Here is a 14234-nt window from a genome sequence, read left to right on the forward strand (position 1 = left end):
GACTGCTACAGCCAGCCAAGAAGTTGCGGCACAAGGCAGCAGTGCCGCCAGCTTAGCGGCCAGTAATGTGAAAGTGGTTCCCATGAGTGAGACCAGCAGTGGATCGGCTGTGGCTAGCGCTCCTGTGACGAGCACTCCAGCCAGTAATGGTGCAGAAAATTTGGTGGTTACCGTGCAAAATCGCACATGGATGAGCGTCACCGACGCGCAGGGAAAAGTTTTGATCAGTGAAGTGGTACCGGCGGGTGCGGTGAAACAATTCAGTGGCAGCGCTCCCTACAAAGTGGTATTAGGCTATGCATTGGGTGCACGCATTCAGTTTGCGGGCCAAGATGTGGCCATTCCCCAATCCAAAAAAACAACCGCTTCGCTGACGGTGGGTGGTAATTAATATGACACATGTTGTTGGGCGTCGTCCCACGCATCAGGTACACATTGATCACGTGATTGTAGGTTCTGATGCGCCGGTGGTGGTGCAGTCTATGACCAATACGGACACAGCAGATGCGGTGGCCACGGCTGAGCAAGTTAAGGCATTGGCAGACACCGGCTCTGAGATGGTGCGCATCACCGTTAATAGCCCAGATGCGGCAAGTAAAGTGGCGGAAATCCGCAACCGCTTGGATGATATGGGCTGTCATGCGCCGCTCGTAGGTGATTTCCATTTCAATGGTGAGCGCTTGCTCAAAGATTATCCAGATTGCGCACGCGCATTGTCCAAATACCGCATCAACCCAGGTAATGTGGGCAAGGGTGTGAAAGGCGATGAGAAATTCGCTTATATGATCCGCACTGCTGCTGAATATGACAAAGCAGTACGCATTGGTGTGAATTGGGGCTCACTCGACCAAGCGCTGGCCAAGCGCATGATGGATGCTAATTTGGCATTGTCTGAACCCAAACCCGCAGATGCGGTGATGAAGGAAGCTTTAATTGTGTCAGCATTGCAATCGGCGCAAAAAGCGGTGGATTTGGGGCTGCCTGAAAATAAAATTATTTTATCGTGCAAAGTATCGCATGTGCAGGATTTGATTGAGGTCTACCGCGCATTATCGCAGCGTTGCGCCTATCCTTTGCATTTGGGCTTAACTGAAGCGGGCATGGGCAGTAAAGGAATCGTGGCCTCAACGGCGGCATTGGCGGTGTTGTTGCAAGAGGGTATCGGTGACACCATTCGTATTTCGCTGACGCCAGAACCAGGCAGTGCCCGTACGCAAGAAGTGGTGGTGGCGCAAGAAATATTACAGACCATGGGTTTGCGTTCGTTTACACCGTTAGTTACCGCTTGTCCCGGCTGCGGGCGCACCACCAGTACTGTGTTTCAGGAATTGGCACGTGATATTCAAGTGTATTTACGCGAAAAAATGTCGATATGGCGACTGCAGTACCCTGGTGTGGAGCGTTTGAATGTGGCCGTGATGGGGTGTGTGGTCAATGGGCCGGGCGAAAGTAAATTGGCCGATATTGGCATTTCTCTTCCGGGTACAGGGGAAACACCGGTAGCCCCAGTCTATGTAGATGGAGAGCGTCAAGTGACGCTGAAAGGCGACAACATGGCGGCGGAGTTTTTGCAGATTGTAGAAAGCTATGTGCATGAAAATTATGGCCAAGGTGGTAAAAAAAGAGCACCAGCCAAAATTATCCCGATTCAGAATGCCAAGGGGTGAGTGACGCTTTATTGTGGGTGCCTCCAGTGGTTCTGTCGGCGCATGGTATCTGCTTACATCCATTGCAAGCAGAACATGCCGATGGGTTGGCGGCAGCGGCGCAGGATGGTGCATTGTGGCAGCTTGTGGTGACCTCAGTGCCCGAGCCTGGTCAAGAATTGGCTTATATTCAACAAGCCCAAAAGACACCAGATCGCCAAGCATGGGTCGTGATTGAAGAGGCATCAGGGCAAATTTTGGGCTCAACGAGTTATCACGATATATTACCTGCGGTAAAACGTTTGGAAATTGGCTACACGTGGTATCGGCAAAGTCACTGGCGCACCGGCTTGAATTCCGTTTGTAAATGGATGTTGTTGCGGCATGCCTTTGAAACATTAGGCGCCTTGACTGTGGGCTGGCGTACCGATGGATTGAATGTTCGCTCACAAGCAGCGATTGTGCGCTTGGGTGCACATTATGATGGCACGATACGTGGGCATGCATTGCGCCGTGATGGCACTGTTCGTGATACGGTGATGTACAGCATGACACGCGCAGAGTGGCCGGTTGCTCAAGAACGCTTATTGGCTGGTTTTTTGCCAAACCGGCGATGAAAATACAGGCTGCCTGAATAGCGTCAGGCCAGTTGATTGAATGACAAAATAAAGAAATACCTAAAAATGGGACAAAAAATCCAAGCCGTAAAAGGCATGAATGATTTACTGCCAGTGGCACAAAAAGATTTCAAGCTGACTTCTGCCTTCTGGCAAGCATTTGAAAATACCATTGCAGCGTGGACTCGGCGCTTTGGTTACCAGCAAATTCGCACGCCGATTGTGGAACAAACGGGTTTATTTGTGCGTTCCATTGGTGAAGAAACCGATGTGGTGGGCAAGGAAATGTATACCTTTGCCGATTCTAATGATAAGTTGAATTTGAGTTTGCGCCCCGAAGGTACAGCGTCGTGCTTGCGTGCGGTGGTGGAGCATAATTTACTCTACAATAATCCGCAGAAGTTGTGGTACAGCGGCCCGATGTTCCGGCGTGAACGCCCGCAGAAGGGTCGTTACCGCCAGTTTCACCAAGTGGGTGTCGAGGCATTGGGGTTTGATGGCCCTGATATTGATGCCGAAATGATTACCATGTGTGCCGACCTGTGGAATGAGTTGGGTATACGGCAGCACCTGACACTGGAACTCAATAGCTTGGGCAATATGGCTGAGCGCTCCGCTCATCGAGAGGCGCTGGTGGCTTATTTGCAGCAGCATGAAGCCCTTTTGGATGAAGACAGTCTACGCCGCTTGCACACCAACCCGTTGCGTGTGCTCGACACCAAAAATCCGACTTTGCAGGTGATGGCCAATGCGGCGCCGCGCTTGGTGGATTTCTTGGGCGCCGAGTCGCGGGCGCACTACCAATCATTGAAAACCATGTTGGATGGTTTGGGCATTGCTTATGTGGAAAACCCTCGCTTGGTGCGCGGTTTGGATTATTATAATTTAACCGTGTTTGAATGGACCACTGATAAATTAGGGGCGCAATCGACGGTATGTGGCGGGGGCCGTTATAATGGCTTGATTGAGGAATTGGGCGGGAAGCCCACTCCTGCCATCGGTTTTGCCATGGGCGTGGAACGGCTATTGTTGTTGGTACAGGAGTATGGTTGCCTGAAAGCAGATGGGGCTCCGGATGTTTATGCCATGCATCAAGGTGAGGGCAGTGTGTTGGCGGTGCTGACCGTGGCAGAACAGCTGCGCCATGCCGGTATTGATGTGTATATGCACTGCGGCGGCCAGAGTTTGAAGGCACAAATGAAAAAAGCCGATGCCAGTGGCGCCCGCTTTGCACTGATTGTGGCACAAGATGAAGTGGCCAATGGCACGGTGACACTGAAAGATATGCAGGGCGAGCACGGACAACAAACCGTTGCCGCCACCGACGTAATCACCTTATTGCAGGAATGGAAAAAATAATGGCTGTGCATTTGCAAGACGAACAAGAAATTGCCAATTTCAAGTATTTTTGGCAGCGTTGGGGTAAATGGGTGTTTGCCTTATTGTTGGTAGCGGCATTGGCTTATTTGGCTTATGTGTTGTACCAAAGCCATGAACGAGGAAATGGCGAAAAAGCGGCGGGGGTTTTTGAAACGTTTGCGACGCAATACCAAGCCAATAATGATGCAGGGGCCAAAAAAGCGTTGTTGCAATTGCAGCAGGATTACCCCAAAACCATCCCTGCTGCTCAGGCAACATTAATGATGGCAGGCGTGGCTTTTGATCAAGGCAAATACGATGACGCCATCAAGCATTTACAATGGGTGGGCAATAAGCAAAAAAGTGATTTTATACAAGCGTTGGTGGCGCAGCGTTTGGCGGTAGTGTATTTGCAGCAGCAAAAATACGACCAAGCACTGGCGGCACTGGATGTTAAAGTGGCCGATCCATTTAAACCAACATTACTGGAAACGCGCGGTGATATTTTGGTGGCGCAGCAAAAAAATAAAGAAGCAGTGGCCGCCTATGATGGCACATTAAAATTATTGCCCAAAGAAGCACCACAGCGACAAGTGGTGCAGATGAAAGCAGATTCATTGCGCTAAACATGATTCCCCGGCTTTGTTTGGTCGGTATTTGATTCGGCTTGCGTGTGGTGTGTGATCACAGGCAAGCCATTGGTGTTTTTATTGGTGGCTTTGCGGCTGCCTGAAAGAAAGTTATGAAACCGACGATTGCTTTGGTGGGCCGCCCCAATGTGGGCAAGTCAACCTTGTTTAACCGTTTAACGCGCAGCAAAGATGCTTTGGTGGCGGATGTGCCTGGCCTTACCCGTGATCGTCACTATGGTCACGGCCGTTTGGGCAGTAAACCTTATTTGGTGGTGGATACCGGCGGTTTTGAACCTGTGGTGGACAGTGGTATTTTGTATGAAATGGCCAAGCACACTTTGCAGGCAGTGGATGAAGCTGATGCCGTGGTATTTTTGGTGGACGGTCGCAATGGGCTCACGCCACAAGATCAAATCATTGCCAATCGCCTGCGTCAAAGCCCACGCCCGGTCATTTTGGCAGTCAATAAAGGAGAAGGGGCCAATCGTGCGGTATTGGCGGCTGAATTCTTTGAATTGGGTTTGGGTGAGCCTCAAGTGATTTCGGGTGCGCATGGTGATGGCGTATATGATCTGATTGAAACCGTATTGGCAGAGTTTCCTGAAGTTGAGGAAGAGGAAGGGCAATCGGCCCGCCACCCTGTATTCGCCATCATTGGTCGGCCCAATGTGGGTAAATCGACTTTGGTGAATGCCATTCTGGGTGAAGAGCGAGTGATTGCATTTGATATGGCCGGTACCACCCGTGATTCCATTCATATTGATTTTGAGCGTGGTGGCAAGCCGTTTACCATCATTGATACTGCAGGCGTGCGCCGGCGCGGAAAAGTGGATGAGGCAATTGAAAAATTCTCCGTGATTAAAGCCATGCAAGCCATTGAGGCGGCGAATGTGGCTGTGTTGGTGCTGGATGCGCAGCAAGACATTGCCGATCAAGATGCCACCATTGCCGGCTTTGCTTTGGAGGCAGGGCGTGCTTTGGTGGTGGCGGTGAATAAGTGGGATGGTCTGAGCGATGAGCGCAAAGAGCAGCTCAAACGCGACATCAATCGCAAATTGTATTTCTTAGAATTTGCCAAATTTCATTTCATCTCAGCCTTGAAAGAGAAAGGCATAGATGGACTGTTTGACTCGATTCAGGCAGCCTATGATGCCGCCATGATTAAAATGCCCACGCCGAAAATCACACGGGTATTGCAAAGTGCGGTCGAACGGCAGCAGCCAGCTCGGGCAGGTTTAATCCGTCCAAAAATGCGCTATGCGCACCAAGGTGGCATGAATCCGCCCGTCATTGTGATTCATGGCAATGCATTGCAGCACATTTCTCCTGCGTATACGCGCTACTTAACGCAAACATTTCGCAAAGCATTTCATTTGCAAGGTACGCCTTTGCGCATTCAATACAACGTGGGCAGCAATCCTTATGAAGAAACGGAAGCCAAGCCCAAACAACCATTGCGGCGGGTGAAGCTGAGCAACCGCATTGCCAAACGTGAAGAGCATAAAGAAGCGAAAAAGCAGGTAAAACGCAAGAATAAAGTGAGCGCGAAGAAAACAAACGCACGCTAATGTGTTAGGATTGTTACTGTTAACATTTTAGACGAATTGTCAATCCTGACACCCTCGCACGAATCATTAAGATAAGAAAGAACGGAGTATGCAAATGACCGCTAAAGGACAAATGTTACAAGATCCTTTTCTGAACGCACTACGCAAAGAGCATGTACCTGTGTCCATTTATTTAGTCAACGGCATCAAATTACAAGGTCAAGTAGAGTCTTTTGATCAATATGTGGTGCTGTTACGCAATACCTCTGTAACGCAAATGGTGTACAAACACGCCATTTCTACCATTGTTCCTGCTCGTGCCGTTAGTCTGCAACACGAACAAAAGGCCGATGCTGAATAAAACATTTTCAGCTTTGGTTTTACAGCCCGCTCATTTGGCGGGCTTTTTTGTGGCCGCTTTGCCGCTGATGCGTGGCTTGTCATGGTTGGTAGCCATGATTGCGTCAAGATGCACCTGCAAAAAATACCCCAATGATGGGGTATTTTCGCGGCAAAACATGACCGTAAATTAATCCTGCTGTATCCCTGCAATTAACCAGTCGCTGTGGCTGCCTGAAAGCTTGCTAAAATGCCACACTTCACTAAATGGCATGGGTGCACTGCCCAGTTGTTCGCTTACTTGGCCAGAAAAGCGTACGCTCACAATATCTTCACCGCTTTCCTGTGCTTGGCCGACCACCGTTGCGGTTAGTTGGCTGAATTCGGCTACATCGTCATTGGTGCGAATGTCTTGTTGGATATCGGCAAACATGGCGGGCGTGAAATAGCGGCGGATTTCTTCAATATTGCTGGCGCTATTCATTGCTTGTACGTGGTTAAAACGTTGTCGGGCAAAACGCAGAAATGCTTCCGTTGAGCTGCCATCAATCAAGTTGGCACTGCCAGAAAGCGGTGCTTGGGTTTGGCCCAATTGCTCACCAAAAACATTGGTGTTGCTGCTCTGGGTATTCAACGCTGGTGCCGATACGGGATTTGCTGAAGCGGTTTGGGTGAAATCGGTTTTCTTGGTGGTCGTGCCGTTAAAACCAGCAGAAGGTGTTTGCTGTTGTGCCTTTTTGGCGGCAAAACGACGGTAGAAATAAAAACCGCCCAATGCCAGTAGAATCAGCCATACCCAATTAATGCCTCCTTTTTTCTCTGCTGCGCCTGCTTGTGACGCTGCCGTAGCCTCATTGTTATTGGCCATGGCGTGTCCAGCCATGGCACCGATGGCAGCACCGGCGACACCCGCACCCACCATGCGCCCCACATTGCTGCCGCTTTTTTGCTGGGCTTGCGGTTGCGCTTGAGGTTGGTTACGGTATTGATTATTGGGTTGCTGATAAGTTTGGCTAGGGATGGCTCGGTTCATGCCGCGGCTTTTACCGCCACCCATGCGCTTGGCCTCGGCCAACGGTGCCAACATCAAGCTCAACATTACAGCGGTCACGATGGCGCCGCGTTTATTCATCTGCATAAAAGGTATTCCAGAGTGGATCGGATTAGAGTGCATAACATAGCGTAAAAATGTCAAATTTCAAGTGTTTTTGCAGACATTTAACCTAACCATGAGTTTATGAGTGGGCATCGGGCCTTATTCGCGGTGGCTTGCTTGATGTATCACCCAAGCCAGAAGAACCACATGGCGCCGAGTAAAAATGAATGGCCAGCAGTCTCTTTGGTTTGTTAGGCATTTATGGCTTGCTACAGATAATCATGGCGATTTTGAGCTGCGAGAATAGTGAGCAGGGTAATGGGGCAGAGCTTGGTCAGGTGTCTGACACCCATCAATACCAAAGCAAGGATGTATTTGAGTTAGGTGGATTGGCTACGGCTCGAGCAGTGAATCACCGGCTTCTGGCTTCAAAGCCCGGTGTTAGGCTAAACCAGATGGCCATAAGGCTCTTGATCGGAAATAGAGGGGAGCTCAATGAATTGGACCCGTGCAATACAAAGGCATTAGCCTATTCAGGCAACGATCGGGCTGCCTGAAAGCTTTGCTCTAGTGCATGAATTTGTGTGGTGAGCACTGCGTTGATGGGAGTAGGTACCCCATATTGCTGGCCCAGGTGGCACACAGTTTCACCAAAAATGGCGATTTCTGTTGGGCGTTTGGCCAATACGTCTTGCGCCATGGAGGTGTAGCCATTGTCAGACAACACCATCACTGGTTGCAAAATGGTGTCTACATCTGCTTCAGTTAAACCAATGTTCAAGTGTTTTGAAATGGCCAGGACTTCTTGAGCGGCATCATGCATTAACCGCTGTGCGGGCAGATTGTGTTTGATTTGCCCATAAGACAGCCGCAGGACTGCGCTCACTTGGTTCACTGCCACATTCAGCATGAATTTATGCCATTGCGCACGGCGCATATCGGTTGGGGTTTGATGGGGTATTTGAGCGGCGCTGAGCCAACTTTGTATACGTGCTACATCCGGACTGATGTGATGATTGTTTGACTCACCAAACACCAAAAAACCAGGTTGGCTGTAATGCACAGCATGGCCTTCGCGCAGCGCATCCATTTGCACCCCATAAGCCAAAAGCAGGTGTTCAGCACCCAATGCTTCGCCCAGTATGACTTCGCTGGAGATGCCATTGAGTAGGGAAAGAATGCGCGTATGTTGGGCCAAGACGCCGCGGCAAAGTTGGGCAGCTGCTAGAAGTTGGCTTGCCTTAACGCATACCAAAATTACATCGGCTTTGGGGCCCGTAAGGGCTTCTTGTGGGGTGACATAATCGAAATCGTAACGTGCATCGTTGACCCAAAAGCCTTGGGCGCGATAGCGGTGGCAGCGGGCCTCATCCGCCAAAATATGTACGCTTTCAGGCCGATAATCGTGCAGTTTCGCGGCATACAAGGCGCCTATGGCGCCTAAGCCGATGATGTAGACGTGCTGAATGGTGTTTAACATGGCCATTATTGCAAAATAAATAAATCGAAAGCTTAGTCCAGTAAGGTAAAAATGGCAAAATTTGCGTTTCAGGCAGCCCCAAGCCGCCACCTGAAATTGATACCGCCGCTAACTTGGATATTGCGTTTGCATTAAGCTGCATGGCTGGCGAGAAAATCTTGGGCAAAACGCTGTAGTACCCCGCCTGCTTCATAAATACTCATTTCTTCTGCCGTATCCAAACGACAGATGACGGGCACATGTACGGTCTCCCCATCCGCGCGGTGAATGACCAATGTGATCTCGGTGCGCGGTATGCGATCACCGATGACATCATATGTTTCGGTGCCGTTTAGTGCCAAGGTCTGGCGGGTGACACCAGGTGTGAATTGCAGCGGCAGTACGCCCATGCCGATGAGGTTAGTACGATGAATGCGCTCAAAACCCTCGGCCACAATGGCTTCCACTCCTGCTAGGCGTACCCCTTTTGCTGCCCAGTCGCGGCTGGAGCCTTGGCCATAATCGGCACCCGCGATGATGATTAATGGCTGGCGTCGATTCATGTAGGTTTCGATGGCTTCCCACATGCGCATCACTTGGCCTTCTGGTTCCACGCGTGCCCATGAGCCTTGTCTGGTAGTGCCATCGTCATTTTTGACCATTTCATTGAATAGTTTGGGATTCGCCAGTGTGGCACGCTGAGCCGTTAAATGGTCACCGCGATGGGTAGCGTAGGAATTAAAATCTTCTTCAGGCAGCCCCATCTTGGCTAAATATTCACCGGCCGCGCTGCTGGGTAAGATGGCATTGGATGGAGAGAGGTGGTCAGTGGTGATGTTGTCGGGCAAAATCGCCAAAGGGCGCATGCCGAGAAGATGCCGTTCTCCAGCCAATGCGCCTTCCCAATAAGGTGGGCGGCGGATGTAGGTTGATTGGGTGCGCCAAGCATATAAAGGACTGTCGGCCTTTGAAGCTGCACCGTGATCAAACATGGGCACATATACGCGGCGGAATTGCTCGGGTTGGACATAGTGGGTAACCACATCATCGATTTCAGCGTCGCTGGGCCAGATGTCTTTAAGGCGAATTTCGCGCCCATCCACCACGCCCAAAACATCGTTTTCAATATCGAAGCGAATGCTGCCAGCTAAGGCATAGGCCACGACCAATGGTGGCGATGCCAGAAAAGCCTGTTTGGCATAGGGGTGGATGCGCCCATCAAAATTGCGGTTGCCTGAAAGGACGGCGGTGGTGTAGAGATCGCGGTCGATGATTTGTTGTTGGATGACCGGATCCAATGCGCCAGACATGCCATTGCAGGTGGTACAGGCAAATCCCACAATGCCAAAGCCCAATTTTTCCATTTCAGGCAACAAGCCAGATTCGCGTAAATAGAGTTCAGCTACTTTGGATCCCGGTGCGAAAGAGGATTTAACCCAAGGTTTACGCGTCAATCCCAAGCGGTTGGCGTTGCGCGCCAACAGCGCGGCAGCCACCACATTGCGTGGATTGCTGGTATTGGTGCACGAGGTAATGGCCGAAATGATGACAGCTCCATCGGGCATCAGCCGTTGGTGGGCTCGGTATAAGGCGCTGCAATACCTTTTGTGGTCAAATCGGCAGTGGCCACGCGGGCATGAGGATTGGATGGCCCAGCCATGCTGCGGGTAACACTGGATAAATCAAAGTGCAGCAGTCGCGGGTATTTTGCCTGTTGGAGCTCATCTGCCCATAAGCCGGCCGCTTTGGCATAAGTGGCCACCAATTTTACTTGTGCGTCATCGCGGCCTGTGAGTGTTAAATAATCGATGGTTTGTTGGTCGATGTAAAACAACGCTGCAGTTGCGCCATATTCTGGGGTCATGTTGGCAATGGTGGCGCGGTCGCCGATGGTGAGGCTTGCGGCACCGTCTCCGAAAAATTCGACATAAGCACCCACAACGCGTTGTTGGCGCAAAAATTCAGTGAGTGCCAGCACCACATCGGTGGCGGTGATGCCGCTTTGTCGTTTGCCCGTTAGCGCCACGCCAACAATATCAGGTAGCCGCATCATGGAAGCGCGGCCCAGCATGACTGTTTCTGCTTCTAAGCCGCCGACACCCACTGAAATCACGCCCAAGGCATCGACATGTGGGGTGTGGCTATCGGTACCCACACACGTATCGGGAAAAGCCGTTTGGCTACCATCGGTTTCGGTACGCAACTGCACCACCGGGGACATTTTTTCCAAATTGATTTGGTGCATGATGCCATTGCCGGCAGGAATCACGTCCACGTTTTCAAATGCCGTTTTGGTCCAGTTAATGAAATGGAAACGGTCTTCATTGCGCCGATCTTCAATGGCACGATTTTTGTCAAATGCCGCCGGATCATCGCCACCGCACTCCACGGCCAACGAGTGATCCACAATGAGCTGGGTTTGCACCACTGGGTTTACCTTGCTGGGGTCTCCACCTTTGTCGGCGATGGCATCGCGCAGTCCAGCCAAGTCCACCAATGCCGTCTGCCCCAAAATGTCGTGGCAGACCACGCGCGCCGGATACCAGGGGAAATCGACTTCTTGCTTGCGGTCAATGAGTTGCTTCAGCCAAAGGGTTAAGGTAGCGGCGTCGATGTGTTTGTCGTCGGCGCGGTTAATCAAATTTTCTGCCAAGATGCGGGAAGTGTAGGGCAGCTGTGCATAGGCATTGGGGCTGATTGCATCAACAGCCGCGCGGGCATCGTAATAATAATAAGGGGTATGCGCTAAGGGCTTGCGGTAGGGGCTGGTCATGAGGTGTATTCCGTATTCTTCTTATGGGTTTGGATCAGGGTGCGGCTGCCTGAAAATCCTTTCAGGCAGCTTGTGTGGCATTAACGCTCATCGATGGGCACAAATTTTTGCTCATCTGGGCCAGTGTAATGTGCCGATGGGCGGATAATTTTGCCATCTTGGCGTTGTTCCAATACATGGCTGACCAGCCACTGGTACGCGCCATCACAAACAAGGGTGTGAACATATCGGTGGGTACGCCCATTTTGTGGTAGGACACAGCAGAGAACCAATCTAAATTGGGAAACATTTTTTTCTGTTGCCCCATCACGGTTTCTAGGCGTGCGGCAATGTCGAATAACGTCATATCGCCACTTTCCATCGACAAGGTACGCGCCACATCCTTAATCACCACATTGCGCGGGTCGGAAACGGTGTAAACCGGATGACCAAACCCGATGATGACTTCTTTTTTGGCCAATCGGACCAAGATATCTGCTTCGGCCTCATCGGCGTTGCGATAGCGGCTTTGGATGTCGAAAGCCACTTCGTTGGCACCGCCATGTTTGGGGCCTTTCAATGCACCAATGGCGCCAGCAATGGCGGAATATAAATCGGAGCCTGTGCCAGTGATGACACGCGAAGTGAAGGTAGATGCATTAAATTCGTGTTCTGCATAAAGAATTAGCGATGTGTGCATGGCGCGAACTTGCTCGGCATCTGGCGTTTGCCATGTAAAAGGTGTAGGAAATGGCCGCCGATGCTGTCTTCTTCACTTTCTAGGCTGATGATTTTGCCATTGTGGCTGTAGTGATACCAATACAGAAGCATACTGCCCAAAGAGGCCATCAATTTATCGGCTAAATCCCGCGCCTCACTGATGGGCTGGCTTTCGCGCTCGGGCAGGGTGCAGCCCAATGCAGATACCCCTGTGCGCATGACGTCCATGGGGTGCGCCTGAGCGGGAATATTTTCCAAAATGGCTAAGACATTGGCCGGCAAGTATCGCATGGCTTGTAGTTTGGTTTTGTAGGCGGCCAACTGGTGGCGGTTGGGTAAATAACCATGCACCAATAGATGGGCCACTTCTTCAAAATCACAATTTTTGGCTAAATCGATGATGTCATAGCCGCGATAGCTTAAATCATTACCGTGTTTGCCTACGGTGCACAAAGCGGTATTGCCTGCCGCTACGCCAGAGAGCGCCACGGATTTTTTGGGTTTGGGTACCGCAGTGATGCTTTCTACGGCTTCAGTGATTGGGGCTGAGGTCATGCTATTTCTCCTGTATTTTGTATTGTTATGGGCATTGCTGTATGGCTGCTGGCTATGGGGCTGCCTGAATGCTTGGTGTCGCTTCCCGATTGCGATGACGATGCGCTGGAATGCGCCAAAAACCGTTAACGCTTGGCGTGGGTTGGCATTTCCATGACCAAGCAGCTGGCCATAAGCCATCCCCTGATTTGCGCATTGTGATGAGTCTTGGTCACGTTATATCGACTGCATGGCCTTATGCAATAAGGTTTTATGGATGCAGTTGCCGTTGGGGATAATTCAATTTTTCAACGGCTAGCCCTTAAAGAGCACAACACCCGCTTTGATTTAATCTACCTTGGTACCATGATCACACGCATCCAGTAAACACGCCCGGGTTTGGCGATGGGCACCAATTGCCCATCTATTCATTTGGATGGCAAAATCGCACAAATCGTTTCAGCGTCTGATTGCGACGAGGGTCAGCGGCTGGAGTGTGGCTCTTGAAAAAGCGCATCCAATTTTTGCTCATAATCGTGATAGCCCAAGAAATCATACAGTTCCATGCGCGATTGCATGGTATCCAGAACGTTTTCTTGTGTGCCATCGTTTTTGATGTGTTGATACACATTCAATGCAGCCTTGCTGGCGGCGCGGAATGTGGACAAGGGATAAAGCACCAAATCCACACCCACCTCAGCCAGTTGTGATTGTGTGTAGAGTGGTGTGGCACCAAATTCAGTGATGTTGGCCAAAACCGGCACCTTAACCGCGTCAACAAACTGACGGTATTGATCCAAATCGGTCATGGCTTCTGGGAAAATCATGTCTGCACCAGCTTCAACACAGGCTAATGAGCGGTCAATGGCGGCATGCAAGCCTTCTTTTTGTAGTGCATCTGTTCTGGCCATGATGACAAATTGATCGTCTGTGCGTGCATCGACTGCCGCGCGGATGCGGTCAACCATTTCAGTTTGAGACACAATTTCTTTATTGGGGCGATGACCGCAGCGCTTTTGCGCCACTTGATCTTCGATGTGCACTGCAGCTACACCCGCCTTTTCCATGGCTTTAATGGTGCGGGCGATATTGAACGCGCCACCAAAACCCGTGTCGATATCCACCAATAATGGGGTGTCGACAGCATCTGTAATGCGGCGGGCGTCGATCAATACATCTTCCAAAGTGGTGATGCCTAAATCTGGCAAAGCACAAGAGCATGCTGCCACGCCGCCGCCCGACAAGTAAATGGCTTTGAAGCCGCTGGCGGTGGCCAAACGGGCAAAATAGGCATTCACACAGCCAACGACAGCAAGTGGGTGTTCCGATTGGACGGCTTGGCGGAAGCGCCAGCCTGCAGAAGGTTGGTTCATCTATTTCTCCATTACATATTGTTCTTATGGGTATTTCGCGGTGCTTTTCAGGCATCCTGCTTGGCGAAATGTAGAGCAGAGTCTCGAAAACTGTCAATCAAATTTTGCAGTGAAACTATCGCGAAAATAAAACAAATTCTGGATGTTGCGGTGCATGATT

General features: G+C 50.7%; 11 protein-coding genes and 2 pseudogenes. 8 read left to right on the plus strand and 5 right to left on the minus strand.

Features of this window, described 5'->3' with window-relative positions:
- From A2F46_RS00005 to A2F46_RS00040, 8 genes are all read left to right on the plus strand, one after another.
- Positions 1 to 391, plus strand: a 391-nt coding sequence (locus tag A2F46_RS00005) for a RodZ domain-containing protein (protein ID WP_156471513.1), incomplete at its 5' end; no start/stop codon positions are given.
- 1 nt (position 392) lies between these two features.
- Positions 393 to 1667, plus strand: a complete 1275-nt coding sequence (gene ispG / locus A2F46_RS00010) for a flavodoxin-dependent (E)-4-hydroxy-3-methylbut-2-enyl-diphosphate synthase (RefSeq protein ID WP_066565391.1) — start codon at positions 393 to 395, stop codon at positions 1665 to 1667.
- Positions 1664 to 2263, plus strand: a complete 600-nt coding sequence (locus tag A2F46_RS00015) for a GNAT family N-acetyltransferase (protein ID WP_231867651.1) — start codon at positions 1664 to 1666, stop codon at positions 2261 to 2263. Before ispG ends, A2F46_RS00015 begins: the two co-directional genes overlap by 4 nt.
- 66 nt (positions 2264 to 2329) lie before the next feature.
- A complete protein-coding gene (hisS, locus tag A2F46_RS00020; RefSeq protein ID WP_066565392.1) occupies positions 2330 to 3622 on the plus strand; it encodes a histidine--tRNA ligase in 1293 nt (430 codons plus the stop codon).
- Positions 3622 to 4248 carry a tetratricopeptide repeat protein gene (locus A2F46_RS00025; protein WP_066565394.1) on the plus strand — a complete coding sequence of 209 codons (627 nt, stop codon included), beginning with the start codon at positions 3622 to 3624 and terminating at the stop codon, positions 4246 to 4248. Before hisS ends, A2F46_RS00025 begins: the two co-directional genes overlap by 1 nt.
- A gap of 116 nt (positions 4249 to 4364) precedes the next feature.
- Positions 4365 to 5822, plus strand: coding sequence for a ribosome biogenesis GTPase Der (gene der / locus A2F46_RS00030; RefSeq protein ID WP_066565395.1), 1458 nt, complete (start codon positions 4365 to 4367; stop codon positions 5820 to 5822).
- 94 nt (positions 5823 to 5916) lie between these two features.
- The gene (gene hfq / locus A2F46_RS00035) at positions 5917 to 6162 is read left to right on the plus strand and encodes an RNA chaperone Hfq (protein WP_066565397.1); all 246 of its coding nucleotides are present in this window, start codon (positions 5917 to 5919) and stop codon (positions 6160 to 6162) included.
- Positions 6152 to 6334, plus strand: coding sequence for a hypothetical protein (locus tag A2F46_RS00040; protein ID WP_066565398.1), 183 nt, complete (start codon positions 6152 to 6154; stop codon positions 6332 to 6334). Before hfq ends, A2F46_RS00040 begins: the two co-directional genes overlap by 11 nt.
- Here the strand turns inward: A2F46_RS00040 and A2F46_RS00045 are convergent.
- From A2F46_RS00045 to prpB, 5 genes and pseudogenes are all read right to left on the minus strand, one after another.
- Positions 6331 to 7278: a Tim44 domain-containing protein gene (locus A2F46_RS00045; RefSeq protein ID WP_066565400.1), complete on the minus strand. Its 948-nt coding sequence runs from the start codon at positions 7276 to 7278 to the stop codon at positions 6331 to 6333. The genes A2F46_RS00040 and A2F46_RS00045 overlap by 4 nt on opposite strands.
- Positions 7279 to 7765: 487 nt before the next feature.
- A complete protein-coding gene (locus tag A2F46_RS00055) occupies positions 7766 to 8716 on the minus strand; it encodes a ketopantoate reductase family protein (RefSeq protein ID WP_066565841.1) in 951 nt (316 codons plus the stop codon).
- Positions 8717 to 8847: 131 nt separating this feature from the next.
- Positions 8848 to 11468, minus strand: a pseudogene (gene acnD, locus A2F46_RS00060) (Fe/S-dependent 2-methylisocitrate dehydratase AcnD).
- Positions 11469 to 11548: 80 nt separating this feature from the next.
- Positions 11549 to 12722 (minus strand): annotated as a pseudogene (prpC, locus tag A2F46_RS00065) (2-methylcitrate synthase).
- Between the two features lie 461 nt (positions 12723 to 13183).
- On the minus strand, positions 13184 to 14074 hold the full coding sequence (gene prpB, locus A2F46_RS00070; protein ID WP_066565405.1) for a methylisocitrate lyase: 891 nt from the start codon (positions 14072 to 14074) through the stop codon (positions 13184 to 13186).
- Positions 14075 to 14234 lie beyond the last annotated feature (160 nt).

The sequence above is a fragment of the Snodgrassella sp. CFCC 13594 genome, assembly GCF_001590725.1.
Taxonomy (GTDB): Bacteria; Pseudomonadota; Gammaproteobacteria; order Burkholderiales; family Neisseriaceae; genus Snodgrassella.

What these genes read in the sequence shown, in the direction of transcription:
- hfq (WP_066565397.1), top strand. Translation starts at nt 5,917, where the DNA reads ATGACCGCTAAAGGACAAATGTTACAAGATCCTTTTCTGAACGCACTA.
- A2F46_RS00025 (WP_066565394.1), top strand. Translation starts at nt 3,622, where the DNA reads ATGGCTGTGCATTTGCAAGACGAACAAGAAATTGCCAATTTCAAGTAT.
- prpB (WP_066565405.1), bottom strand. Translation starts at nt 14,074, where the DNA reads ATGAACCAACCTTCTGCAGGCTGGCGCTTCCGCCAAGCCGTCCAATCG.
- A2F46_RS00040 (WP_066565398.1), top strand. Translation starts at nt 6,152, where the DNA reads ATGCTGAATAAAACATTTTCAGCTTTGGTTTTACAGCCCGCTCATTTG.
- der (WP_066565395.1), top strand. Translation starts at nt 4,365, where the DNA reads ATGAAACCGACGATTGCTTTGGTGGGCCGCCCCAATGTGGGCAAGTCA.
- A2F46_RS00055 (WP_066565841.1), bottom strand. Translation starts at nt 8,716, where the DNA reads ATGTTAAACACCATTCAGCACGTCTACATCATCGGCTTAGGCGCCATA.
- A2F46_RS00045 (WP_066565400.1), bottom strand. Translation starts at nt 7,278, where the DNA reads ATGCAGATGAATAAACGCGGCGCCATCGTGACCGCTGTAATGTTGAGC.
- ispG (WP_066565391.1), top strand. Translation starts at nt 393, where the DNA reads ATGACACATGTTGTTGGGCGTCGTCCCACGCATCAGGTACACATTGAT.
- hisS (WP_066565392.1), top strand. Translation starts at nt 2,330, where the DNA reads ATGGGACAAAAAATCCAAGCCGTAAAAGGCATGAATGATTTACTGCCA.